This is a genomic window from Pedobacter terrae (assembly GCF_900100705.1).
In the GTDB taxonomy this organism is placed as follows: Bacteria; Bacteroidota; Bacteroidia; order Sphingobacteriales; family Sphingobacteriaceae; genus Pedobacter; species Pedobacter terrae.
This window is the reverse complement of the sequence record NZ_FNCH01000011.1, coordinates 120,114-146,699: the sequence shown is the minus strand read 5'-3', so window position 1 is coordinate 146,699 and position 26,586 is coordinate 120,114. Positions and strand designations below refer to the sequence as shown.

Genomic DNA, 26,586 nt, shown 5'->3' with positions numbered 1-26,586 from the left:
AGTTCTAAATATAAGATTATTCTTTATCAACTCTTTCCAAAGTCAATCCCGGATTTAATCCGAAGAAAGAAAGGCCCCAAAAGCCTTTGATATTGAGGCTGCCGTTTTTGGTAATGGCAAGATAAGAATCGTAGGTATTTCCCTTCCCATCATAATCATATAGCTTTCCCTTCCAGTTATTCTTTTTATCATTGAATGTAATTTCTTTTAACAAGAAAATTCCTACCAAGGGCAGTTTCCGTTTTTCTTTGTCTGGATTATTGACGTCTAAAACAAGTTTTCCATCATTATCAACAGCATGTTTTAAATAGGTTAGTTTGCCATAATAACTTTTGCCGCTCTTAAATATCTGTACATTACCCTCTTTTACCGGACTGTACCATACACCAACAATATCATCGGCTTTTGTTTGTGAAAACAACATTGTAGAAAAATTTAGAAATAGAATTGTCAGAAATAGATGTCTCATTGCGCTTTATATTTCAATGCGAATTCTTTCGCAAAATCATTCATTTTTATTTTACCCAAAATAGCTGGCCTGTTTTTGAAGTAATCCTCAAACAGGCTACCATTATGCATCGCCGCATTCATTTCAGTAAATTCATTGGCGATTTTGGCTGATGCCCCTATTTCCATAAATGCATCACTCATTTGCTTATCACTGATAAGCACCCATTTTAAGTATGGCTTGCCGATGGCGTTTCCCAAAACAGTGGCTATTTCCTGGCAGGTGAGTTCTTCACTGGCAACATATCTTACTTTCTTTCCGCCTTGCTGAGCATTAATTTCCTCGGCAATGGCGGATGCAATGTCTAAGGGCGATACCCAGGCAATTTTGTCGGTTTCACCGTAATTCGATAATATAATTCCTGAATATCCTTTAAAAAGTCCTTTCAGGCCATAATGCCTCAAGTAAAGTAATTTACCGATAATACCTTCCAAAAAACCTTTTCCCTTAACCATGTCCACAAAGGCATATAAATTATAATCGAAGGATCCCGGGCGAAGATGGGTAACAGTGACGTCTTGAGGAAGTTGTTTAAAAACGTTTTCTGCAATGTGGTGAAAAACCAAGACCCCTGCCCCAGTGGGCTTTTCGGCACCAACACTGCTCAGCTGTATTACTTTTTTTATTCCCGCGTTCTGAATCGCCTGAACATAATTTGTGCTGATGTTTAATGCCTGTTTCTGATAATCAAGTGTCTGATCCCCAAAAAAATTGAAGGGCGGAATCATACAGTATGCAGCATCATGCCCCTCAAAAGTTTTGGTTAAAAAAATGCGATCCTCTAAGTCCCCAATCGCAGCCTTTGCACCTAACTGCTCTATTGCTGCTTTCCTAGCGCCCGAGCTGCTGATTACAGTAACCTGATGTCCTTGTTCAATCAATAGCAACACAAGCGGCTTACTGATATTTCCTAATGAACCTGTCACAACTATTTTCATATTTACTTATCATTGATTTCTGATGCAAATTTCAGTTAATCGAATTCTACCCAAGTGTTCGAATCTACTTTTCTTGTGTTCAAAAACACGCTAATACACTTGGTAAAGAAATATTTCCATGCAGGCAAATTGTACTGAATGCCCGAATCATCTGAATTAGCTTATGAAGATCGTAATCGATGAGTGTTTTTAAATTATTAGCTACCTAAAAATGGTCAATAACGATGTGACTACTTTATCAGTGAGGCAATTAAAAATGGTTGTGATGACCACATGCGGTATTTTGGAATTATGAAAGGCAGTATCCCAGTAGTAGATAAATCAGTTCAGGTAACTTCGGGAATGCTAATTGTTTGCCCGGCAGAGAGAGAATGGCTCACCAGGAAGCTGTTTATTAAATAAGATTGCACCTATTTATGCCTCATAATAGTTTAGATGCTTGCTTAAATATAACTGGTAGAAGCATTACTGTATTTAGGGAAGTTACCTAGACTTGCAAACCGCATTCAAAGCAAAATCATGTTTGCACTGGCAAACTATAATAATTTCTACGCAAGCTGCCAGCGGTTATTTAAACCAGAATACGATGGCGTTCCAGTTATTGTACTGAACAATAATGATGTGTGTAATTGCCCATGGCAATGAGGCTAAGGCTTGTGGTATTGCAATGGGTTCACCATTCTTTAAAATCAGGGAAGAAATTAAAAAGCACACCATAGCCGTGTTCGGTAGCTATCACACTTTATATGGAGGCATTAGCGCAAAGGCAATGGACAATCTTGTCAGGTTTTATCCCTGAAATTTAAAAAACAAACAGTATTAAAAATAGATCAATTCTCCCAAAATCTCCGCTATCGAAAACTTCGCCCCGCACACAAACTCATCCGCTGCGCCATAATAAATGGTCAATTCATCACCCTTAACCAAATGGCCATTGGTAAATACCACCTCACCAAAAAAACCATGTAATTCATATTCTTCCTGAGGAAACATAATCGGATCTTCTGTTCTCGCCAGTACTTTAGACGGATCATTCAAATCCATTAAAAAAGCTCCCAAACCATACTGGTGTTTTTCGTTGGCGCCGTGGTAAATTTCGAGCCAGCCGGCTGTGGTTTTAATGGGTGCTGCACCGGCACCTACACGCACACTATCCCAAAGGCTGGCCCTGGTTTTGATGATACACTGGTGTTTGCCCCAATGGATCCCATCAGGTGATTCGGCCAGCCAGATGTAGTTACCTCCTAAAGCCACACTGCTGGGGCGGTGCAGGGCGTAAAATTTACCATTAATCGGTTCTTCAAATATTGCACAGTCTTTATTGTGTGGCGGGATGATCATACCATGGTGCCCGAAGTTTTTCCAGTCTGTAGTGGTCCGCAGCCCTACCCCCACGCCATGCGCCGAAACAGCCGTATAAGTTAAATAATAGGTTTGGCCAATTAAGGCTACGCGGCAATCTTCAATGCCAAAGGTTTCGTCTTTGCCTTCGCCCTGTAACAAAGGGTAACCTTCGGGTTCATAAAAATGAATACCATCATCACTGCAAACCAATCTTAAATGCGACAGGGTCGTTAAATAATCAGCCCCTTTGTAGTTAATTACCCTGGGGTCAGTGGCATTTACATGCGGATCGTTTTCTTCAACAGCCAGAATTTCTATACCAGCTTGCGTTAAAATAGGGAAAGAGATAATACCCGCTGTTTGTTTAGGCCTTTCGGCTACCCGGATGAGTAACCATATTTTTCCCTCAAAGGTAAAAACACCGGGGTTTAAAAGGCAGGCAATCTCTAGTCCATCTCTGCTGGGTGGCAGATTTCGAGGTGCGAGTATGGGGTTTTGCGGAAAACGTTGGGCAATATCGGCCATAAAAAATGTTTTAAAACAAACAGGCGACCATTTTTTTGATCGCCTGTTTTACTATTAAATAGATATTATAAAGAGTTTATCCACTTTACCAGTTCGTCTCTTCCTTTACCTGTTTTTTGTTGCAGTCTGCCCAACAACTCATCATCCTGCCCTTCTTCGTGTTTTAAATCGTCGTCGGTCAAATCAGCATAAGCTTGTTTAACTTTTCCTTTTATTTCGTTCCACTTTCCTTTTAATTCTAACTTATCCATAGGGGTTATTTTTTATGTTGAATAATGTGTTCTATTAAGTAGAAACAACCTTAAGCCTGAGTTTGTTTCGCTTTTTTATCCCGCTACCTCAATTTTCAACTTATTTATCTTATTCCTGCAGGTTTTATACATGTTTTTAATTATATTAAGATTATTATTCTTAACCATTCTAAACATTACTAACTAAACTAACAATTTGATGAAAAAACTACTCTTTAGTATGATTTTATCTCTCAGTGTAATTTCGTTTGCTTTCGCGCAGGGCAAGGTGATTACCGGGAAGGTGACGTCGGCCTCAGGACCAATTCCCGGGGTTAGCGTATTTGTAAAAGGCTCGCCAGCTAACGGCACACAGAGTGATGCGACCGGGGCGTTTAAACTAAGCGTTGCAGACGATGCCAAAACGCTGGTTTTTAGTTTCATCGGTTACAAAGCCAAAGAAGTACCCATTACCGGGCCGACCCTCAATGTAAACCTTGAAGAAGAGAACAACACCTTATCAGACGTGGTGGTGGTAGGCTATGGTACGCAGAACAAACGAGATGTAACAGGATCAATTGCAAAAGTTACCGCTGCAGATTTTAAGGACAGACCAGTGCCTACAATTGAAGGGGCGCTACAGGGTAAAGCACCAGGTGTTTTTATCAACTCGGGCAGTGGTAAACTGGGCCAGGCACTTCAGATTAGGGTAAGGGGTATATCTTCCATTTCGGCAAGTAACCAACCTTTGTTTGTAATTGATGGTGTTCCTATTGTGACTGAAGCCTTGGGTACCTATACCGAAGCTGATAACCCGCTTGCAGCTATTAGCCCTGATGACATCGAATCGATGGAAGTATTAAAAGATGCGGCTTCTGCAGCTATTTATGGAGCGAGGGGATCGAATGGAGTGGTACTCATTACCACAAAAAAGGGGAAGCAGGGCAGAACCAACATCGATTTTGGCTATTATGCCGGATTTAGTGACCCTACAAAAAAAGGGCAGTTTTTAAATGCCGACCAATATCGACAGTTGCTGGATGCATCTTTTAAATATAACAATTATGATAATGGCGACTATGCAAATGCTGCAGAAATGTGGAAAGATTATACCGGTACAGATGACTGGACAAGCAATAACAATACCAGTTGGGTTAATGAAGCTTTTAGAAGGGGGCATACACAACAATATAACCTGAACATTAATGGCGGTGATGCAAAAACCCGGTTCATGTTATCAGGAAACTTCAATAACAATGATGGAATTATCGTGAGCAACCGTTACGTACGTACAGGTGGGCGCTTAAGTGTAGACCACACCGTTTCTAAAATTTTAGACGTTGGCGGATCCATAAACGTTTCGAAGGTAGACAACTATCGTATCCCTACGGATAATGCCTTCTCTAATCCTTTACAGCTAAACGCTTTACCTCCACTTCAACCGGTACGTGATGCATCTGGTCAATTAAATGGCTCTACCGTTTATTACAATAGCTTAATCGATTATGATAATGGCAAAAACCTATCAACCACTTACAGAACCTTTGCTAATGCTTATGCAAGTTTAAAAATTACTCCAGACTTAGTTTTCAGAAGCGAGTATGGCTTTGATTTCAACAATTTGGAAGAGGAGCAATTTTTAGGATCGAAAACGCAAGACGGTGGTAGTACAGGAGGCTCTTCAACTGATTACATGGCTAAATCCATTAATTTTAACACCAACAATACCCTTAATTATACCAAAACTTTTAACGAAAAGCATAATCTGAACGTACTGGCTGGTTTCGCCTTCCAGGATACGAAATTCAGGTATTCATCTGTAACGGGAACGACCTTACCATCAGACAATTTTACCAAGATTGCGAGTGCGGCGGTAATTTCTGCAGGAGAATCTTCAGAAACGAGGCATACTTTTGTTTCTTACCTGGCCAGGTTAAACTACAAATATGAAGATAAATACCTGTTAAGTGCATCGATAAGAACGGATGGTTCATCACGATTTGGTGTAAACAACAGATATGGGACTTTCCCTGCAGTTTCGGCAGGCTGGATTATTAACCAGGAAGATTTTTTACAAACAAGCACTTGGCTAAGTCTATTAAAATTAAGGGGCAGTTATGGTTTAACCGGTAACGCCGAAATTGGTGATTTTGCATCAAGAAATTTATATCGCGGTGTTAATTATGCGGGAGTTGGCGGTACTCGCCCCAGCCAATTGGGAGATCCAAATTTAAGTTGGGAAAATACCACAAATTATAATATTGGTTTAGATTTCGGTCTATTTTCTGACCGGATTTCGGGTACTGTTGAATATTATAAAAAGAAAACAACCGATTTATTGTTGAATGCACCAATAGCGGCAACAAATGGTTTTTCATCCATTACGCAGAATATTGGCGATATGCAGAACCGAGGGTTCGAATTCTCGATCAATACCCGTAATTTTATAGGAGACTTTAAATGGTCTACCTCTTTCAACATCTCTTTAAACAGGAACAAAGTTTTGCGTTTAGTGGATGATCAACCGATTTATCCCGGTGGAAGATTTTTAGGCAGGGTAGCTGTTGGAGAACCTTTAGGATACTTTTATGGGAAAGCTTATGCTGGCGTAGATCCTGCCAATGGCGATGCACTTTATTATATTGACGCCTCGAGAACAGCAACAACAAATGATTATTCTATTGCACAGAACCAAAAGCTTGGCGACCCAAACCCTAAATTCTTTGGTGGTTTTGGAAACCATTTTTCTTTCAAAAACTTCGATCTCGACGTTCAGGCGCAGTTTGTTTCTGGTAATGACATTTATAATATGGCAGGTGTTTTCCAATCAGCCAATGGCGATTATTTTGACAATCAGACCATTGATCAGTTAAATTACTGGACACCGACAAATACCATCACTAATATACCACAACCAAGGTTTGGTGAAGGGAACGGAACAAGCCCATCATCACGATGGATACAGGATGGCTCTTACCTCAGGATAAAAAGTGTGGTTTTTAGCTATAATATCCCTAAAACATTTGCCAGTAAATATAAATTGCAGAACGTAAAATTATTTGCCTCGGCCCTTAATCTGTTTACCATAACCGGCTATAAAGGTTATGATCCTGAAGTAAATACCCCTAGTGGAGGTAATCTCCAGTCTGATAACATACAACTGGGCCATGATTTTTACACTCCGCCACAAGCAAGAACTATTACATTCGGCGTAAACATTGGTTTATAAAACATTTAGTATATGAAAAATTATAAAAATATATTGGCTGGATTTTTCCTTTTATTAAGTATATCCAGCTGTAAAAAGCAATTAGAAATAGACCCTAAACAGAATATTGATGCCAATGCGGCGCTCAATACAACTGCAGATGTTCAGAATGCCTTAATAGGTGCTTACACTTTTATGGCTACTGGCGATTTGTACGGGAATAACCTTGTATTTATACCAGATCTTTATGCAAGTGATAATTACCTCACCTGGCGTGGCACTTTTACCACCTACCGCAATATTGCAAGCAAGGTCATTGTAGCGGATAATGCAGATGTTAGGAGGACCTGGATAACAGCTTACAGTACAATTAATACCGCTAACATTGTGCTTTCTGAATTAAATGTAGTAGGTGATGCCAATACGAAAAGTGTAATAGAAGGCAAAGCGCTGTTTATTCGGGCTATTATGCACTTTGAACTGGTAAGACTTTTCGGTTTACCTTATGAGGCCAGCGGTACTAATACAAATCTCGGCGTTCCTATTATGACCACGGCGGTAAAAACCGTAGATAATGTGACCAATTCGGTAGCAAGAAGCACGGTTGCCGAAGTTTATGTTGCAGTAGAAAACGACCTAAAATCGGCTATAACGAAATTGGCTTCAGTTAATGATCAGTATGCTGCTAAAGCTTTTTTGGCCAGGGTTTATCTACAGGAAGGAAAATATGCTTTGGCAAGAGATATTGCGAATGATATTATTACCAACAGCCCATACCAATTAATTACCAATTCACTTGAAGCACCTTTCAGAACTAAAAACTCGAGTGAGGGTATTTTTGAAATTAAACAGAACGAACAAAGCAATGCTGGTACCTCTAATGACGGGTTAGCAACTTTTTATGCCAGCTACCAAAATGCCACAGGTGGAAATGTTGGACGGGCTGATGCATTAGTCAATACTACATTTTACAATTCGTTTGAAACGGGCGACAAAAGGCAAACTGAGATGATTTACGAAGGTACAGGCGCTAGAACAGGCTTTTTTACAAAAAAATGGTATAGCTTTTATGATAACATACCCGTTTGTAGAATTACCGAACAATACCTGATCCGGGCAGAATGTAATTTTAGATTAGGCACTAGCGTTGGGGCTACCCCGGCTGATGATATTAATACATTAAGGACCAGGGCTGGATTAGGAGACGTGATACCTACCCTTGATATTATTTTAAACGAACGCGAAAAGGAATTGGATTACGAAGGTTTCAGGCTTCATGATTACAAACGCACCAAACGATCTATAGGCGCTTTTGCATATGACGACCCTAAATTGGTTTTCCCGATTCCGGATCGTGAAATAAATGTGAATAAAGCTTTAAAACAAAACCCAGGTTATTAACAAAGTTTTATCTTAACAACAAAGCCTCCCGATTCACAATCTGGAGGCTTTATTGTTAAATATATTTATCCTACAATTTCTTCGCAGCTTCAATAATTTCTTCTACCACACCCGGATCAAGTAAGGTAGAAGTATCACCTAAATTGGAGGTATCGCCTTCGGCAATTTTGCGCAAAATCCGGCGCATAATTTTGCCCGAACGTGTTTTGGGCAAACCAGAAACAAACAATATTTTATCTGGCTTAGCGATGGCACCAATTACCCGGGTAACCGTTTGTAAAATATCTTTTTTAGATAATTCGGCTTCGCTATGCATTTCGGGGTAAATAACAAAAGCATAAATGCCCTGCCCTTTTACATCATGCGGGTAACCTACCACTGCACTTTCTACCACACCGGCATGCATGTTAATGGCATTTTCGACCTCAGCAGTACCTATTCTATGGCCCGAAACGTTTAATACATCATCAACCCGGCCGGTAATCCGGTAATAACCATCCTCATCGCGTAAACAGCCATCGCCGGTAAAGTATAAATTCTCGTAAGTAGAGAAATAAGTCTGCTTGCAACGTTCATGGTCGCCATAAGTGGTACGCAGCATACCCGGCCATGGGAATTTAATGCAAAGATTTCCCATCACACCGTTTCCTTCAATTTCATTGCCATTTTCATCTACCAAAACCGGCTGGATGCCAGGTAACGGAAGTGTAGCGAAACTAGGTTTGGTTGGGGTTACCGTTGCAATAGGCGAAATCATAATACCTCCCGTTTCGGTTTGCCACCAGGTATCCACAATAGGCGCTTTACCGTGTCCGATTTTCTCATCGAACCAATGCCAGGCCTCTTCGTTAATCGGCTCTCCTACCGAGCCTAAAACACGGATGGAGCTTAAATCTTTGCCATTAAGCGGATCATCGCCATAACTCATCAAAGAACGGATAGCTGTAGGTGCGGTGTACAAAGTATTTACGTGATGTTTTTCTACAATATCCCAAAAACGCGAGGGAGTTGGGTAAGTTGGAATACCTTCAAACAATACGGATGTTGCACCTTGCGAAAGCGGTCCGTAAACAATATACGAGTGCCCGGTAATCCAGCCAATATCGGCCGTACAGAAATAAACCTCGCCAGGCTGATAATTAAATACATTGGCGAAGGTATAGCCGGCATAAACCATGTAACCACCACAGGTATGCACTACACCTTTGGGTTTGCCGGTAGAACCAGAAGTATATAAAATGAAGAGCATATCCTCTGCATCCATTTCTTCTGCTTCGCATACATCGTTTACGTGTTTAACTTCATCTTCCCACCATACATCACGCCCCTTTAACATCGATACAGGCGTACGCACATGCGTTAGCACGATACATTTCTCTACGGTTGGACAACCGATCAATGCATCGTCAATTACATCTTTTAACGGAATCTGTTTGTTGCCGCGGTAAGCACCATCAGCCGTAATTACCACTTTACACTGCGAATCGTTAATCCGATCGGCGATTGATTTAGCAGAAAAGCCACCAAAAATAACCGAGTGTACAGCACCGATGCGCGCACAGGCTAAAACCGCTATGGCAAGTTCTGGCACCATGGGCATATAAATGCAGATCCGGTCGCCTTTTTTGGCCCCATTGCGTTTCAACACATTGGCAAAACGGCAAACACGCTCATGCAACATTTTATAAGTATATGTAACGCTTTCTTCTTCCGGGTTATTCGGTTCCCAAACTATAGCTGGTTTATCGCCATTGGTAGCGAGGTGCCGATCTAAGCAATTTTCGGTGATGTTAAGTTTTGCCCCCTCAAACCACTTGATATTAGGCTCATTAAAGTTCCAGGAGAGTACCTTAAACCAAGGTTTGCGCCATTGAAAGTTTTGCGCTACTTCGCCCCAAAACTGCTCAGGGTTTTCTACGCTTTTCTTATAATCTTCTTCGTATTGCTTAAAAGATGTAATTTGCATCGCTCGTTTTTATTATTTTGGATTTCGTGGCAGCTAATTTAAATAAATAATGCCAATGAAAAATAGTCTTATCATATCAAAATGAAGACCAAATGTTAAGGAGAAACATTTATTTTCCGCATCTGGAGATTTAAACATTCCTGATAACAAAATTGCAAATGGTCTTTACCGCATATAAATATTAATTATAAAAAATAATTAGCTAGGCTATTGCTGTTTACAATTATTATTCAGATATTTGCACACTCTTAAAAAAATTAAGCGGACGATATTAACAACTATATTTACAAGTCATGTCAAGAGTTTGTGATTTAACAGGAAAAAAAGCAATGGTAGGTAACAACGTTTCTCACTCGAACGTTAAAACCAAACGCAAATTTTACCCAAACCTACAACTTCAGAAATTTTATATTCCTGAAGAAAACCGTTGGATTACGTTGAAAGTTTCTACTTCAGCGATTAAAACCATCAATAAAGTGGGCATTAGCGAAGCAATTAACCGTTTCGTAAAAAAAGGATTTTTGTAAAAAACATTAACTGTTGAGATTAACAGTTTTCAATTTATAATAAAATGGCAAAAAAAGGTAACAGAGTTCAGGTTATTTTAGAATGTACTGAACATAAAGAAAGTGGCATGCCAGGTATGTCTAGATATATTTCTACCAAAAACCGTAAAAATACGACTGAAAGATTAGAATTGAAAAAATTCAATCCAGTATTGAGAAAAGTAACCGTACACAAAGAGATTAAATAAGGTTGAAGGTGTAAAGGCAGAAGGTTAGGGTATACATCCCCCCCATTCTATCCATCTAGCATTCAATCATTAAATTTATAAGAACATGGCAAAGAAAGTAGTTGCAACCCTTAAAACAGGTACAGGTAAAGAATATTCGAAAGTAATTACAATGGTAAAATCACCAAAAACCGGTGCTTACTCATTTAAAGAACTTATCGTACACAACGACCACGTAAAAGATGCTATTGCATCTAAATAAGGTTAATATTTTTTAACATAAAATATTACAGGCCGTTCCGTTTTAACCGGAAGGGCTTTTTTTGTTAGTGAAATTTACGGTAGCAAATAATTGATTATCTTTACAAAAAGCATAGTCATGGAAGCGCACAAGTTTAAAGCAATAGTTTCTGAAAATGAAACTATTGTCATTCCTGAAAGATTCGATGTAAAAAACAAAGAAGTTGAAGTCATATTTTGATTCAAACGGAACAAAGTATTGCTCAAGAAAGGTCTTCAGAAATTCCCCGATAAATTTACTGAAGATTTTAATGGAAAATTAATCCAGCTGTAGCTTTCAAACACCTACTGATATTTTAAAAAAACATACAAATAACTAATGGGTTTATTCGATTTTTTCAAAAAGAAAGAAACTGCACCTGAAGCTCAGGAAGCGCTGGATAAAGGTTTAGAGAAAACCAAAGACGGTTTCTTTAATAAAATTACCAAAGCCGTAGCAGGAAAATCTTCTGTTGATGATGAAGTACTCGATAATCTGGAAGAGGTTTTGGTTACTTCTGATGTGGGCGTAAGTACCACCTTAAAAATCATCAAACGCATTGAAGAGCGCGTGGCCAAAGATAAATATCTGAATACCAATGAGCTTAATTTTATCCTGCGTGATGAAATCCAATTGTTGCTGTCAGAGAACAACAGTAATGATTTCCGTCAGTTCGAATATGGCGATCATAAACCCTATGTAATTATGGTGGTTGGTGTAAATGGCGTGGGTAAAACCACCACCATTGGTAAGCTGGCCCATAAACTTAAAGAATCGGGTTTAAAGGTTGTTTTAGGTGCTGCCGATACTTTTAGGGCTGCAGCGGTTGACCAGATTAAACTTTGGGGCGAACGTGTAGGCGTTAGGGTGGTGGCACAGGCCATGGGTTCTGATCCGGCTTCAGTTGCTTTTGATACCTTACAATCGGCCGTGGCTAATAATGAGGACGTAGTGATTATTGATACCGCAGGGCGTTTGCACAACAAAATTGGCTTGATGAACGAGCTGGGTAAAATTAAACAGGTAATGCAAAAAGTAGTACCGGGTGCACCGCACGAAATTTTATTGGTATTAGATGCCTCTACCGGCCAAAATGCCTTTGAGCAGTGCAAACAGTTTACCGAAGCGACCGATGTGAATGCATTGGCCATTACCAAATTAGATGGAACAGCGAAAGGTGGTGTGGTAATCGGTATTTCAGATCAGTTTAAAATTCCGGTTAAATATATTGGTGTAGGCGAGAAAATAAACGATTTGCAACTCTTTGATAAAAAGGATTTTGTGAATAGTTTGTTTAAGTAAGCGCAAGCGTATGATTTCACAGATTTATGTGATTTCATAGATTTTATATAGATTTAAGTATGATCGAATATGAAAAAGATACGCTAACACAGAAAATTATAGGCTGCTGCTATGAAGTTCATAATCAGTTAGGCCCAGGCTTCTTAGAGAAAATCTATGTGAATGCACTAAAAATTAAACTCTAGCAGGCAGGTTTAAACTACATTGCAGAAAAGGAATTTAATGTAATATTTGAGCATATTATTATTGGAAAATTCAGATGCGATCTTTTTGTTGAAGATAAGGTAATTGTAGAATTGAAATCCGTAACAGGGTACCAACCAAAGTTATTTCAAAGTCAACTTATATCATACTTAAAAGCCAGCAAAATTAAAACAGGATTATTGATTAACTTTGGCAACACAAGCTGCGAAGTAAAACGACTGTCCGTTTAAAAATATATCATCGGTACTTACCTAAATCGGTGTAATCATTTTATATCGGTGCTATCACACATACCATGAATACCAAAACAATAAAAAAACCAACAATCAAACAACCTAAAATTAACGTAATTACTTTAGGTTGCTCTAAAAACATATACGATTCGGAAGTATTGATGGGCCAGTTGCGCGGCAACAACCTAAACGTTACCCACGAATCTGATAAAATGGGCAAGGATGATATCGTCGTAATTAATACCTGCGGTTTTATCGATAATGCCAAACAAGAATCAATTGATACCATTCTGCAGTTTAGCGAACTGAAAGAAGCGGGTAAAATTGGCAAAGTGGTGGTTACAGGCTGTCTTTCTGAGCGTTATAAACCAGAACTGGAAGCAGAAATTACCAACGTAGACGCTTTTTTTGGCACCAATGATTTACAAAATATTCTGCACGAACTAGGTGCCAACTACAAACACGAGCTGATTGGCGAACGTTTGCTCACTACCCCATCACACTTTGCTTATTTTAAAATTGCCGAAGGCTGTAACCGTCCCTGCTCTTTCTGTGCCATTCCTTTAATGCGTGGCAAGCACATGAGCAAGCCCATGGAAGAATTGGTTAACGAAGCTAAAATACTCGCCAAAAACGGCACCAAAGAACTGATTTTAATTGCGCAGGATCTTACCTATTACGGTTTAGATCTTTATGGTGTGCGTAAGCTGGATGAACTGATGCGTCGCTTATCGGATGTGCCGGGCATTGAATGGATTCGCTTGCAATACGCCTACCCTTCTGGTTTCCCGATGGAAATTTTAGATGCGATGAATGAGCGCGACAACATTTGTAAATACCTGGATATGCCATTACAACACATTACCGATAACATGCTGAAATCGATGCGCCGTGGTACCACCAAACAGAAAACCATTGATCTGGTTAATCAGATTAGGGATAAAGTTCCGAATATTGCCATGCGTACCACTTTAATCTGCGGTTATCCGGGCGAAACAGAACGCGACTTTGAAGAAATGAAGGAATGGGTTGCCGAAACCAAATTTGATCGTTTAGGCTGCTTTACCTACTCGCATGAAGAAAAAACACATGCCCATACCCTAATCGATGATGTGCCTGAAGAAGTAAAACAAGAACGCGTGGATGAAATTATGGAAATACAGCAAGGTATTTCATTTGATATTAACCAGGAGAAAGTGGGTAAAACCTTTAAAGTATTGGTTGATAAAAAAGAAGGAGATTTCTTTGTTGGAAGAACCGAATTTGATTCACCAGAGGTTGATAACGAAGTGTTAATCGACGCTGCAACAGGTTATGCGGCTAACGGAAGCTTCGTTCATGTAAAGGTTGACAGGGCTGAAGATTTCGATTTATACGGAACAATTGTTTAAATAAAAATAGTTAACAAAAAGTCCCAAAAGCAAGCTTTTGGGACTTTTTGTTTTTAGGCTATTTATTTAGTTATTCTCCTATCATATCAGGCCTGTATAAACGCCTCCTAAAACATTTGAACAGGTCTGATCAACAGATGATAATCCCATATTTAGGGAGTTGTGCCCTAACTAATTTTTAGCCGCTGGCCTGTTTTTAATCTGACTAGGTTTTAACCAGATTTTGGCTCCTTTAGCGTTTACATAGTATTTCTCATTTTTGGCATTAATATAAACATCAGAACCATCCGGTGCCATTTTGCCTTTCCATGTTTTATCAGCAACTTTCGAACCACCTTTTACGGCTACTTCAGCAGTTTTATTCCCTACCGATTTAGCACCTTTCCCAATTGCTTTTCCAGTTTTATCTAATGCTTTACCTACCTCAGTTTTTTTCTCTTGTGCGCTCACGCTAAGGGTTACACCGCCAATTAAGGCCATTGTTAATAAACCCATTACTAATTTCTTTTTCATGACAGTTATATTTTATTTAACTGATAACAGTTGATGGTAACATTTGTTTTATTTCTGTTACATGAATAAAGTAAAGTTTAAAATATTATTTTTCAGGTAAACCAAGGTATATTATTGCAAAAAGCAATGAGCCTGCCTTCCAATAAAAAAATAAAGATTTGTTTTTGAAGCGCAAGGGCAGTGATCATGATTAAAGCCTGTTCCCGTGCTACGCTATATCCCTCTGCTGCAACTGGGGCTATAAAACTTGTTACGGCAAAGAAGAAAGTAGAAAAAGTCTGATAATCGGCAAAGTTACTTGTTTCTTACACTGTCTTCTGTTAAATAAACCTTATTGCAGCGGCTATCCTTTTTGGTGCACAAACTCAAATGCTTTTGCTAACCCCTCACAAAAAGATAATAGCGGAAAGAAGGACTGCCCCAACCGAAAAGCGATGAGCCTGCTTTACAAAACTTATAAACCCCAGTTCGATTATTAATATTCCTTTAAAGGTATATTACAGACATTTTTCATTTATAGCATCACCCTGACCTGTAGCGCAGCGAAAAGCTACGAGTAAATTTATTTCAGGGTCTATTTAGCAGAAAAGATGCTGAAATAAATTCAGCATGACGATCGCACTAGTTTTAAGGGCTTAAAATTAGTCAGTATTAATCGAATTGAGGTTTATAGATTATTTTTTCTAAGTTGCAGAGGCAATAGCTCTATGAAGTCTGTCTTAACTCAATTTTTCAGCTAATAATTTCATTTCTATCTGTGGCGATCGTTTCTCGTAGATGATGCTGTGAACAGCCTTACAAATTGGCATGTCTACATTGTACGCCTGATTTTTGATGTGCATACATTTAGCAGCATAATAACCTTCGGCAACCATATTCATTTCCAATTGTGCCGATTTTACGGTATAACCCTTGCCCACCATGTTGCCAAAGGTACGGTTGCGGCTAAACTGCGAGTAAGCAGTAACCAGCAAATCGCCCAGATAGGCAGATTCTTTAATGTCGCGGTCAATTGGATGAACTTCATCTACAAAGCGTTTCATTTCACTTATGGCATTGCTAATGAGTACGGCCTGAAAGTTATCGCCATAACCTAAGCCATGACAAATGCCACTGGCCACCGCATAAATGTTTTTTAAAACCGCAGCGTATTCGGTACCAAAAATATCGTCAGAAACATTGGTTTTGATATAGCGTGTATTTAAAAAAGAGGCAAATACAGCTGCCTTCTCTACGTCGGTACAAGCAATGGTGAGGTAAGAAAGTTTTTCGAAGGCAACTTCTTCGGCGTGGCAAGGACCACTTACCACCAGAATGTCATGATATGGAATGTTGTATTTTTCGTGCAAAAACTCACCGATAATCAGGTTATCTTCGGGCACGATCCCCTTAATGGCCGATACAATTTTCTTGCCTTTTAAATCTTCGGGTGTTATGGTGGAGAGGGTTTCTTTTAAAAATGCAGCCGGCACATTTAAAATAACAAAATCAGCTGATTCTATAATCGAATGGATATCAGACGAGATATGATCTCCGGCAAGCTTTAGCTCTACAGAACTAAGGTAATGCGGATTATGTTTAAATTTTTTAATGTGTTCAATGGCTGTTTCATTACGCATCCACCAAAAAATTTCTTTCTCAGATAAATTATCTGCAAGCATTTTAACGATGGCAGTAGCCCAGCTCCCACCTCCTATCATTGCTATTTTAGGTACCATGATTATAGAAAAGGTTTAAGGTAAAAGGTGTAAGGTAAAAGGTGTAAAACTTAAAGTTTAAAATCTAAATGCTTTAAACCCTAAACCTTACACCTAACCACAGGAATACACCTTAAAGACGGCAATTTACTATTTCTTATAGATATTAACGATAAAAGTGTGAGGCGAACAGGTAAAAACCTACACCTCACACCTTTACCCTTATACCTCAAAAGGCTACTTCTTTCCGTCTTTGTTAAACAATTGGTCTTTAGCTGTTTTTTCTACCACCATACCATCTTTTAACTTGTTCTGAATAGCAGAATACGGACCGGTTACCACTTCATCACCAGTTTTAACACCCGATTTCACAATAATAAACTGATCGTTCTGGATGCCTGTAGTTACCTCTGTTTTTTTAACTTTTTTACTTTTAGCATCGTAAGTGTAAACATATTGCTTTACCTTTTTGTCGGTAAGTTTTGATTTCTGTTTATCAGTATTTTCCTGGTTGCCCTGGTTATTGTTGTCGCCTGATTTTGCATTATCGGTAAATACCGCCTGGATTGGAATAGCCAGTCCGGTTAACGACTCTGCTTCAATATCAACCGTTGCCGACATACCCGGACGGAAAATAGACTGTTGCTTGCCTTCCATCTCTTCAGTGATGCGGATTTTTACCGAAAAGTTGGTCACCTGATCAACAGAAGTAGATGTGGTTGTTCCAACTGCAGTTGATGAACTTGCAATTTCAGTAACCACGCCTCTAAATTTTTTGTCAGAAAAGGCATCTACTTCTATAGAAGCTTTATCGCCAACCTTAACACGGGTAATGTCGTTCTCATTTACATCAACATTCACCTCCATTGATGACAGGTTAGAAATACGCATTATTTCAGTACCCGCCATTTGCGAAGTTCCTAAAATACGGTCGCCAAGCTCTATTGATAGTTTGGATACTACACCATCAACTGGTGCGTAAATAGTGGTTTTAGCCAGGTTTGCACCTGCTTCTTTAACATTTGCACCCGTTTGCTCCAAAGTAAATTTAGCACCGGTTACATTTTCTTTAGCACTGGCTAAATTTGCTTTAGCCGTTAAAAATGCCGCTTTAGCTGCATCGAATTCTGAAGCTGAAATTACTTTTTTATTAAAAAGCTCAACATTACGTTTGTAGGTAGCTTCTGCATTTATAAAATTTGCCTGGTTTTGGGCAAGTTGCTGTTGTGCTCCAGCTACACTGGCTTTTTGTGCGTTAAAAGTTGCCACAGTTCTTTCGTAACCCGATTGCAATACATCCGGACGTACTTTACAAAGCAATTGGCCTGCCTTAACAATATCGCCTTCTTTTACTTTTAACTCTACTACCTCTCCAGATACCTCCGAACTTAATTTAACCTCGGTTTCTGGCTGGATTTTTCCACTTGCCGTAACTGTTTCCACAACAGTTTTATCTGATGCTTTTTCTGTAGTTACTTTTTCGGTTTTGTTTCCACCGATCACTCCGGTCAGTTTTAGCACAACCAGAAGGGCTACAATAGCAACTACGGTAATAATAATATGCTTCAGTTTCATAATTCGTATTGTATTTCGTTTATTAAATTAATGTTGAAAGGTTATAAGTTGTAAGGTTGAAAAGTTTAATGTTAAATTTGCCTCACTTTCAGTTTAGTTTTTGGTCTTAAAAAACAATCTGTTTGCCCAAATAATAATCAATTACCTTGGCACGGAACAGTAAATCGTATTTCGCCAGGATAAAATCTATTTCGGCTTTATTTCTATTGGTTTGTGCTGTACTATAATCTAATGAGTTAACTAAACCCACGGCATAACGTTGTTCGATAACATAAAAAGCATCTTTCTGTGCCTGAAAAGCATTTTGGGTAGAAGAATATCTGCTTTGTGCAGCGTTTAAATCAGCAACCGCCTGATTGATTACCTTGATGAGGTTGTTTTTGGCAATCTGCTCATCTGTTTTGCGTTGCTGGAATACAATTTTAGCTTTTCTAACGGTTGATCGGGTGGCAAAACCATTTAAGATTGGGATTGAAATACCCATGTTGATGGATTTACCGAAGTTATCTGATAATTGACTAAAAAATGGACTGTTTCCAGGTAAAGAAAATTGGTATTGATAAAACGACCCTAAACCTCCGCCAAAGCTAACCTTAGGATAATAACTCCCTTTGGCCACGTCAATGGCTTTTTCGGCTGCTTTCGTATTTAAATTTGCCAATTTAATGTCCGGGAAGCTATTTAAAGCCTGATTATAAATATCATTTGGTACATAAGTGTTCTGGATATTATTCATTTCGCTAACCAATGGCGGCTGTACTTTAAATGTCATTGGTGGCTGGATTTCCATTAACTGGCCTAAAGTTAAATAGGCTATGGTTAACTGGTTTTGCGCGTTGGTTAGATTAAGCTCAGCAGTTGCCGCCTGCGATTTGGCCTGCGAAATATCGGCTAAAGTTTTATTCCCAACATCTAAAAGGGCCTGTTCTCTTTTTAAAGTAGCATTGGCTACTTCTAATTGCTGCTGCGTAGCTTTAACCTGATCCTGGTTATTTAAAACCTGCAGGTAAGCCGTTACCACCTGCAGAATAAGATCATTTTTTACCTTTTCTACATTGGTTTGATCTACAGCCAGCAACAATTTATTCTGTCTGATCTGATTAATCAGCGCGCCACCTCCAAACAACTGCATATTAGCAGAAACATTTGGACTTAAGCTATAATTTTGGGTATTTAGAAACAAACCTGATGTTACCTGGCTTCTTCCCCACTGCATAGATTGATTAGCGGAACCATTTACAGCAGGCAACAAAGCATTTTTAGACTGGCGCACATTTTCATCGCTGATTGCAGCATTAAATGCAGCCTGTTTGATGTTTAAATTATTTTTTAACGTGTTTTCGACCGCTTTTTCAATGCTGATCACTTCCTGAGCCCTAATTTGCTGACTAAAACTTAATGCCACAAGTAATGCAGATCCGGTAATTAACTTTTTATTGGTAAACATCTTCATAATTTGTTTCAAATCTATATAAACAACTTTAATAATTTCAATCTGTTCAGGCATTTACTAACTTTGAAGTTAAATGTACCTGATCAAATCACCGCTTCTGCTAAAATGGTATTATCCATCACTGTTATGGAATAAATCCCGCACCGAAAAAGTTATTTATCTGACCTTTGACGATGGACCTATACCCAATGTTACAGATTTTGTATTAAAAACTTTGAAAGTCTTTAATGCTAAAGCTACATTTTTTTGCATTGGCGATAATATCATTAAACATCCCGAAGTTTTTGAACGTGTAAAAACCGACGGGCATGCCATTGGCAACCACACTTTCAACCATTTAAAAGGGTGGAAAACCGATAATGAAACCTATCTCGAAAACACGCTAAAATGCCAGGAACTTACGCAGTCTAACCTGTTCCGCCCACCTTACGGGAGAATCAAGAAAAGCCAGATTCGCGGTTTAGAGCTTGGAGCTTGGCGTTCGGAGTCTAATGCGCCAAACAATCCACAACTCACAACTCATGACTCCAAACTCGACATCGTCATGTGGGATGTACTCAGTGGCGATTTTGACGTTAATCTTTCGCCCGAAAAATGCTATCAAAATGTGATCAAACATACCGAAAACGGTTCTATCATCGTTTTTCACGATAGTTTAAAAGCATTTGATCGTTTAGCATATGCATTACCCAGGGTTTTAGCCTATTTTACCGAAAAAGGTTTCACTTTCGCTTCCCTTTAGCCATTGCTGTGCCGGAACTGCCATCCTTAATCTGTGAAGCTAACAAAGGGTTTTTAGCCTGATCATCAATTTAGAACTGTTCAAAAACGGACAAGACTGTACGGAACTGAACGACAAATAAAGTTAGCTTTTTGATTATTTTAATGACAAATATTAACGTCCTGATTAAAGAAATTTAATTGTTTAGAACAATTCCAAATTACGCAATCAATTGCTTAAATTCCATTAAAAGCTTGCTTTTTGTTATTTTTGTTCTATCAAAAAAATCCATTTTTTTTGTCTATAACCACAAATTAATCACAATTAACAGTATTCTTTGGAGAAGGTGTATTTACTACACAAGACCTCACAAAAAAGAATAACATAGCTAAGATGAGTATTTATAACGATTATATCCAGGAGATTGAAGAACGAAAAACCCAAGGTCTTCACCCTAAACCTATTGATGGCGCCGAATTATTGAGCGAGATTATCGACCAGATTAAAAATATAAACAATTTTAACAGAGCAGATGCTGTTAATTTTTTCATATACAATACCCTACCCGGTACTACAGCTGCCGCTGGTGTTAAAGCCCGGTTCTTAAAAGAAATTATTGCAGGTGAAGTGGTAGTTCCAGAAATCACACCTGATTTTGCTTTCGAACTGCTATCGCATATGAAGGGCGGTTCTTCTATTAAAGTTTTATTGGATATTGCTTTAGCTGATAATGGCGATAAAGCCAAAAAAGCAGCAGACGTACTTAAAACACAGGTTTTCTTATACGATGCTGATACCGACCGTTTGAAAGAGGCTTACCACAATGGCAATGCCATTGCCAGAGAAATATTAGAAAGCTACGCCAAAGCTGATTTTTTTACCGGATTGCCACCTGTTGCAGAAGAAATTAAAGTAGTAACCTTTATTGCCGGTATTGGCGATATTTCCACAGACTTATTATCTCCGGGCAACCAGGCGCACTCGCGTTCTGACCGTGAATTGCATGGTAAATGCATGATTACACCAGAGGCACAACAGGCCATTAAAGATCTTCAGGCACAACATCCTGATAAAAGTGTGATGCTGGTGGCCGAAAAAGGCACCATGGGCGTAGGCTCTTCGCGCATGTCGGGCGTAAACAACGTGGCCCTTTGGACCGGTAAACGATCAAGTCCATATGTTCCATTTGTAAACATTGCACCAATTGTTGGTGGTACCAATGGCATTTCGCCCATTTTCTTAACCACGGTTGATGTAACAGGTGGTATTGGTATCGACCTTAAAAACTGGGTAAAGAAAACCGATGAGTACGGCAATGTGGTTCGTAATGAAAACGATGAACCTGTTTTAGAGGAAGTATATTCAGTCGCAACCGGAACGGTGCTGACCATTAATACCAGAACTAAAAAATTATATAACGGAGACCAGGAGCTGATTGATATTTCAAAGGCTTTAACGCCTCAAAAAATGGAATTTATCAAAGCGGGTAGCTCTTACGCCATAGTTTTCGGTAAAAAGATCCAAACTTTTGCGGCTAAAACTTTAGGCATCGAAGCGCCGGTTGTATTTGCTCCGGCTAAAGAAGTATCTATTGAAGGCCAGGGTTTAACAGCAGTAGAAAAAATATTCAACAGAAATGCCGTAGGTTTAGTACCAGGGAAAGTTTTACATGCAGGCTCTGATGTGCGCGTAGAAGTAAACATTGTAGGTTCGCAAGATACTACCGGTTTAATGACCGCACAGGAATTGGAGGCCATGGCTGCTACAGTAATTTCGCCGATTGTTGATGGGGCTTACCAGTCAGGCTGCCACACGGCATCTGTTTGGGATAAAAAAGCGCAGGCCAACATTCCTAAACTGATGAAATTTATGAATGAGTTCGGGGTGATTACTGCCCGTGACCCTAATGGCACCTATCATTCAATGACGGATGTTATTCACAAAGTATTGAATGATATCACGATTGATGAGTGGGCGATCATCATTGGAGGCGACTCGCATACCCGCATGTCTAAAGGTGTAGCTTTTGGTGCCGATTCTGGTACAGTGGCTTTAGCTTTGGCAACTGGCGAAGCTTCTATGCCTATTCCTGAATCAGTAAAAGTAACTTTCAAAGGCGCAATGAAAGAACACATGGATTTCCGTGATGTAGTTCATGCTACGCAATTGCAGATGTTACAGCAGTTTGATGGCGAAAACGTATTCCAGGGCCGTATCATCGAGGTACACATCGGTACCTTATTGGCTGACCAGGCCTTTACCTTTACCGACTGGACTGCTGAGATGAAAGCAAAAGCTTCGATCTGTATTTCTCAGGACGATACTTTGATCCAATCGCTGGAAATTGCTAAAAACCGGATTCAGATCATGATAGACAAAGGTATGGATAACCATAACCAGGTGCTTCAGGGATTAATCAATAAGGCAAACAAACGTATTGAGGAAATTAAAACCGGTATTAAACCTGCTTTAATGCCTGATACAAATGCCAAATATTATGCGGAAGTAGTGATTGACTTAGACATTATTAACGAGCCAATGATTGCCGATCCGGATGTAAACAATGCCGATGTTTCTAAACGTTATACGCACGATACCATCAGAGATTTAACTTTTTACGGTGGGGATAAAAAAGTAGACCTTGGTTTCGTAGGCTCTTGCATGGTACATAAAGACGATTTAAAAATCGTTTCACAACTATTGAAAAACATAGAGAACCGAACCGGCAAAGTAGAGTTTAAAGCTCCCTTGGTAGTGGCTGCACCTACTTACAATATCATTGATGAATTGAAAGCTGAAGGCGACTGGGAATATTTACAGAAATACTCTGGATTTGAGTTTAGCGATGCGCTGCCTAAAAGTGTGGCCCGTACCGAGTACGAAAACATCATGTATTTAGAGCGCCCAGGTTGTAACTTATGCATGGGTAACCAGGAGAAAGCGGCTAAAGGCGATACCGTAATGGCCACGTCTACCCGTTTATTCCAGGGCCGTGTGGTAGAAGATAAAGATGGCAAAAAAGGGGAGTCTCTACTAGCTTCAACCCCAGTTGTTGTTCTTTCTGCGATCTTGGGTCGTATTCCCAGCTTTGAAGAATATAAATTAGCGGTAGATGGCATTAACTTAACCAAGTTTACCCCCATTTCTACAAAACAATAAGAAACAAAAAAGCATATTATTTGTTAACCATTAGAGAAGGCTATCTGAGAAATCTGGTAGCCTTTTTCTTTGCATAAAATTGCATAGAATGGTTTTAAATAAGACATTATGACAAATCTCAAAAATAATTCTGTTTAAAATTGTTTACTTTAGTTAGTACCTTATTGATAATAATTATAAAAATTTAAGTATGGCTTTTGATATAGACTTGATTAAAAAGGTGTATGCAAACTTCGGTAGCCGGGTAGAGGCTGCACGTAAAGTTGTGGGCAGACCTTTAACATTATCTGAAAAAATATTGTATGCACACCTTTGGGATGGAGATCCTAAAAAGGCGTTTAAGCGTGGTTCTGATTATGTAGACTTTGCGCCAGACCGCGTAGCGATGCAGGATGCGACTGCACAGATGGCCTTATTGCAGTTTATGCAGGCTGGCCGTCCACAGGTTGCAGTACCTTCTACAGTTCACTGTGATCACCTGATTACGGCTAAAGAAGGTGCTGCCATAGATTTACCCCATGCTAAAACAGAAAGTGCCGAAGTTTTTGATTTCTTATCTTCTGTATCGAACAAATATGGTATTGGTTTCTGGAAACCAGGAGCTGGTATTATCCACCAGGTAGTTTTAGAGAATTATGCTTTTCCGGGTGGAATGATGATCGGTACCGACTCCCACACTGTAAATGCAGGCGGTTTAGGTATGGTGGCTATTGGTGTTGGTGGCGCTGATGCCTGTGATGTAATGGCCGGATTACCATGGGAATTAAAATTCCCTAAATTAATTGGTGTAAAACTAACTGGCAAGTTAAACGGCTGGACGGCTGCCAAAGATGTGATTTTAAAAGTTGCTGGTATTTTAACCGTAAAAGGCGGTACTGGTGCCATTGTAGAATATTTTGGCGATGGTGCTACTTCCATGAGTTGTACCGGTAAAGGTACCATCTGTAATATGGGTGCCGAAATCGGCGCAACGACTTCTACTTTTGGTTATGATGAAAGTATGGAGCGTTACTTACGTGCGACGAACAGAAATGAAGTGGCCGATGAGGCGAATAAAATTGCAGCTTATTTAACCGGCGACCCTGAAGTTTATGCTGATCCTGAAAATTATTTTGATCAGGTAATTGAGATCGATTTAGATACTTTGGAACCTTACTTAAATGGTCCTTTTACACCAGATTTAGCTACGCCGGTTTCGCAAATGAAAACGGAAGCAGAGAAAAATGGCTGGCCATTAAAAGTAGAATGGGGCTTAATCGGTTCTTGTACCAACTCTTCTTACGAAGATTTATCAAGAGCAGCTTCTATTGCCAACCAGGCCATTGCAAAAGGTTTGGTAACTAGAGCGGAGTTTGGGATTAACCCAGGCTCTGAGCAGGTACGCTATACGGCAGACCGAGATGGTTATTTAAAAACTTTCGAAGATTTAAATGCAACAATCTTTACCAACGCCTGCGGACCGTGTATTGGTATGTGGGACCGTACTGGTGCAGAGAAAGCAGAAAAAAATACCATTGTACACTCCTTTAACAGAAACTTTGCAAAACGTGCCGATGGTAATCCAAATACTTATGCTTTTGTAGCTTCGCCAGAGATGGTTGCTGCCATTGCTATTTCGGGTAATTTAGGTTTTAACCCATTAACAGACACCTTAACTAACGATAAAGGCGAACAGGTTAAATTAGACCCACCTACCGGCTACGAATTGCCAACCAAAGGTTTCGCTGTAGAAGATGCAGGTTTCCAGGCTCCGGCAGCTGACGGTTCGCAGGTACAGGTTTTGGTTTCGCCAACTTCGCATCGTTTACAGTTGTTAGACCCCTTTGCACCTTGGGAAGGCACAGACCTTAAAGGCTTAAAACTCTTAATCAAAGCTAAAGGTAAATGTACAACCGACCATATTTCGATGGCTGGTCCGTGGTTAAAATTCCGTGGTCACCTCGATAACATTTCCAACAATATGTTAATTGGTGCGGTAAACTATTTTAATGACAAAACCGATACGGTTAAAAACGAATTAACCGGCGAGTACGGTCCTGTACCGGCTACGCAACGCGATTATAAAGCAGCCGGTTTAGGTTCAATTGTAGTGGGCGACGAAAACTATGGCGAAGGCTCATCTCGTGAGCATGCGGCCATGGAGCCACGTCACCTGGGCGTTCGTGCAGTATTGGTAAAATCTTTTGCCCGTATCCACGAAACCAACCTTAAAAAACAAGGTATGCTGGGTTTAACTTTTGCCGATAAAGACGATTATGATAAAATTTTGGAAGGTGATACGATCGACATTTTAGGCTTAACCGAGTTTGCTCCTGACCAACCGTTAACGTTGGTATTACACCATGCAGATGGCACAACAGAGGAGTTTGCGGTTAACCACAGCTACAATGCGCAACAAATAGAGTGGTTTAAAGCTGGTGGTGCCTTAAATATCATCAGAGCTGAAGCTGCTGCAAAAGCCGCATTATAGTCTGAAGTCCGGTGTAGGAGGTCTGAAGTCCGCATGGAGGATATCAATCCCGTTTTGTTAAGTCAAAACGGGATTTTTTGCTAAAACTCATCACCCTGGTAAAAGTATATTAGAGACGTCAACCCTGATCCGATAGCTATCGGATTTATTTCAGGGTCTATATTAAAGTAAAGATGCTGAAATGAATTCAGCATGACGATTGCCTTAGGAATATGTATTAAAAACTTTCTCACATAAAAGAAAGATAACAAGATAAAATCTACTCAAACTCATAGCCACAATCGTAACAATGATGGCATTTATTGGCCTTAATTGGTGTAGTTAGTGTTAAAAAAGCTAATATAGTAGCCCAAAGACTGTATTTTTTATTGGTTGCCATTCCATAACCTACATTGGTAGAGCCACATTTCTCACAAACCGTTTTGCCATCTGCCGATTCTTCTTCATCAATAATTTCATCTGATGATTCAAATGCCAAACTATTATCTTCGGCCAATAAAGCATTAATGGCTTCCACATCACGCTCAAAAACAATGAGTTTAACACCACCAATGGCCTGGTTGTAAAGTGGCTGAATTGTAGACACATTTTCATCGGCCAGAAAACAGGCAAATCCACTATCTCCCAATTTGGCTTTAATGATATTGGCCTCCATGGGGTTATAATAGGTGCTATAAACTACGGTTCTATCGTTCATATTTCAAACATAAGAATTTATATAATAATGAAAATGAA

21 protein-coding genes and 1 pseudogene are annotated in these 26,586 nt (G+C 39.5%); 12 read left to right on the top strand and 10 right to left on the bottom strand.

Features of this window, described 5'->3' with window-relative positions; all coding sequences use genetic code 11:
• Positions 1-16: 16 nt before the first annotated feature.
• Together BLR60_RS15065 and BLR60_RS15060 are read right to left on the bottom strand one after the other, a co-directional pair.
• Entirely contained in the window at positions 17-424 is a 408-nt protein-coding gene (locus BLR60_RS15065; RefSeq protein WP_167354747.1) for a DUF2147 domain-containing protein, read from the bottom strand.
• A gap of 41 nt (positions 425-465) precedes the next feature.
• The gene (locus BLR60_RS15060; protein ID WP_090501244.1) at positions 466-1,446 is read right to left on the bottom strand and encodes an NmrA family NAD(P)-binding protein; all 981 of its coding nucleotides are present in this window, start codon (positions 1,444-1,446) and stop codon (positions 466-468) included.
• Positions 1,447-2,062: 616 nt separating this feature from the next.
• Between BLR60_RS15060 and BLR60_RS15055 the strand changes: the two genes are divergently transcribed.
• Complete coding sequence (locus BLR60_RS15055; RefSeq protein WP_090501242.1) at positions 2,063-2,245, top strand: hypothetical protein; 183 nt, start codon at positions 2,063-2,065, stop codon at positions 2,243-2,245.
• A gap of 20 nt (positions 2,246-2,265) precedes the next feature.
• Here the strand turns inward: BLR60_RS15055 and BLR60_RS15050 are convergent, their stop codons facing one another.
• Entirely contained in the window at positions 2,266-3,315 is a 1,050-nt protein-coding gene (locus BLR60_RS15050) for a glycoside hydrolase family 130 protein (protein ID WP_090501241.1), read from the bottom strand.
• A gap of 65 nt (positions 3,316-3,380) precedes the next feature.
• Positions 3,381-3,566 carry a CsbD family protein gene (locus tag BLR60_RS15045; RefSeq protein ID WP_090501239.1) on the bottom strand — a complete coding sequence of 62 codons (186 nt, stop codon included), beginning with the start codon at positions 3,564-3,566 and terminating at the stop codon, positions 3,381-3,383.
• 199 nt (positions 3,567-3,765) lie between these two features.
• Here BLR60_RS15045 and BLR60_RS15040 point away from each other — a divergent pair, with 199 nt between their 5' ends.
• A complete protein-coding gene (locus BLR60_RS15040) occupies positions 3,766-6,774 on the top strand; it encodes a SusC/RagA family TonB-linked outer membrane protein (protein WP_090501236.1) in 3,009 nt (1,002 codons plus the stop codon).
• A gap of 12 nt (positions 6,775-6,786) precedes the next feature.
• Positions 6,787-8,154 carry a RagB/SusD family nutrient uptake outer membrane protein gene (locus BLR60_RS15035; RefSeq protein WP_090501234.1) on the top strand — a complete coding sequence of 456 codons (1,368 nt, stop codon included), beginning with the start codon at positions 6,787-6,789 and terminating at the stop codon, positions 8,152-8,154.
• Between the two features lie 70 nt (positions 8,155-8,224).
• Here BLR60_RS15035 and acs read toward each other — a convergent pair whose 3' ends face one another.
• Positions 8,225-10,120, bottom strand: coding sequence for an acetate--CoA ligase (gene acs / locus BLR60_RS15030; RefSeq protein WP_090501232.1), 1,896 nt, complete (start codon positions 10,118-10,120; stop codon positions 8,225-8,227).
• A 293-nt stretch (positions 10,121-10,413) separates the two neighbouring features.
• Between acs and rpmB the strand changes: the two genes are divergently transcribed.
• The 6 genes and pseudogenes from rpmB to rimO all read left to right on the top strand — a co-directional run bounded on the left by rpmB (position 10,414) and on the right by rimO (position 14,263).
• Positions 10,414-10,647 carry a 50S ribosomal protein L28 gene (rpmB, locus tag BLR60_RS15025; RefSeq protein WP_025145121.1) on the top strand — a complete coding sequence of 78 codons (234 nt, stop codon included), beginning with the start codon at positions 10,414-10,416 and terminating at the stop codon, positions 10,645-10,647.
• A gap of 44 nt (positions 10,648-10,691) precedes the next feature.
• Entirely contained in the window at positions 10,692-10,874 is a 183-nt protein-coding gene (gene rpmG, locus BLR60_RS15020; RefSeq protein WP_010599807.1) for a 50S ribosomal protein L33, read from the top strand.
• A gap of 85 nt (positions 10,875-10,959) precedes the next feature.
• Positions 10,960-11,115, top strand: a complete 156-nt coding sequence (locus BLR60_RS15015; protein ID WP_010599808.1) for a DUF4295 domain-containing protein — start codon at positions 10,960-10,962, stop codon at positions 11,113-11,115.
• Positions 11,116-11,472: 357 nt separating this feature from the next.
• On the top strand, positions 11,473-12,435 hold the full coding sequence (gene ftsY / locus BLR60_RS15010) for a signal recognition particle-docking protein FtsY (protein WP_090501231.1): 963 nt from the start codon (positions 11,473-11,475) through the stop codon (positions 12,433-12,435).
• A 59-nt stretch (positions 12,436-12,494) separates the two neighbouring features.
• Positions 12,495-12,869: pseudogene (locus BLR60_RS25455) on the top strand (GxxExxY protein).
• A 65-nt stretch (positions 12,870-12,934) separates the two neighbouring features.
• On the top strand, positions 12,935-14,263 hold the full coding sequence (gene rimO, locus BLR60_RS14995) for a 30S ribosomal protein S12 methylthiotransferase RimO (protein WP_090501225.1): 1,329 nt from the start codon (positions 12,935-12,937) through the stop codon (positions 14,261-14,263).
• Positions 14,264-14,434: 171 nt separating this feature from the next.
• Here the strand turns inward: rimO and BLR60_RS14990 are convergent, their stop codons facing one another.
• The 4 genes from BLR60_RS14990 to BLR60_RS14975 form a co-directional block, all read right to left on the bottom strand.
• A complete protein-coding gene (locus BLR60_RS14990; protein WP_090501223.1) occupies positions 14,435-14,776 on the bottom strand; it encodes a hypothetical protein in 342 nt (113 codons plus the stop codon).
• 719 nt (positions 14,777-15,495) lie between these two features.
• Entirely contained in the window at positions 15,496-16,494 is a 999-nt protein-coding gene (locus BLR60_RS14985; protein ID WP_244155671.1) for an NAD(P)H-dependent glycerol-3-phosphate dehydrogenase, read from the bottom strand.
• Positions 16,495-16,710: 216 nt separating this feature from the next.
• On the bottom strand, positions 16,711-18,048 hold the full coding sequence (locus BLR60_RS14980; protein WP_090501221.1) for an efflux RND transporter periplasmic adaptor subunit: 1,338 nt from the start codon (positions 18,046-18,048) through the stop codon (positions 16,711-16,713).
• A 106-nt stretch (positions 18,049-18,154) separates the two neighbouring features.
• Complete coding sequence (locus BLR60_RS14975) at positions 18,155-19,555, bottom strand: TolC family protein (RefSeq protein ID WP_244155670.1); 1,401 nt, start codon at positions 19,553-19,555, stop codon at positions 18,155-18,157.
• Positions 19,556-19,574: 19 nt separating this feature from the next.
• On the opposite strand from BLR60_RS14975, the gene BLR60_RS14970 reads away from it, so the two are divergent.
• From BLR60_RS14970 to BLR60_RS14960, 3 genes are all read left to right on the top strand, one after another.
• Positions 19,575-20,243, top strand: coding sequence for a polysaccharide deacetylase family protein (locus BLR60_RS14970; RefSeq protein ID WP_090501219.1), 669 nt, complete (start codon positions 19,575-19,577; stop codon positions 20,241-20,243).
• A 372-nt stretch (positions 20,244-20,615) separates the two neighbouring features.
• Positions 20,616-23,381, top strand: a complete 2,766-nt coding sequence (locus BLR60_RS14965) for a bifunctional aconitate hydratase 2/2-methylisocitrate dehydratase (RefSeq protein ID WP_090501217.1) — start codon at positions 20,616-20,618, stop codon at positions 23,379-23,381.
• Positions 23,382-23,571: 190 nt separating this feature from the next.
• Positions 23,572-25,851 carry an aconitate hydratase gene (locus BLR60_RS14960; RefSeq protein ID WP_090501215.1) on the top strand — a complete coding sequence of 760 codons (2,280 nt, stop codon included), beginning with the start codon at positions 23,572-23,574 and terminating at the stop codon, positions 25,849-25,851.
• 259 nt (positions 25,852-26,110) lie between these two features.
• Here the strand turns inward: BLR60_RS14960 and BLR60_RS14955 are convergent, their stop codons facing one another.
• Complete coding sequence (locus BLR60_RS14955) at positions 26,111-26,548, bottom strand: putative signal transducing protein (RefSeq protein WP_090501213.1); 438 nt, start codon at positions 26,546-26,548, stop codon at positions 26,111-26,113.
• Positions 26,549-26,586 lie beyond the last annotated feature (38 nt).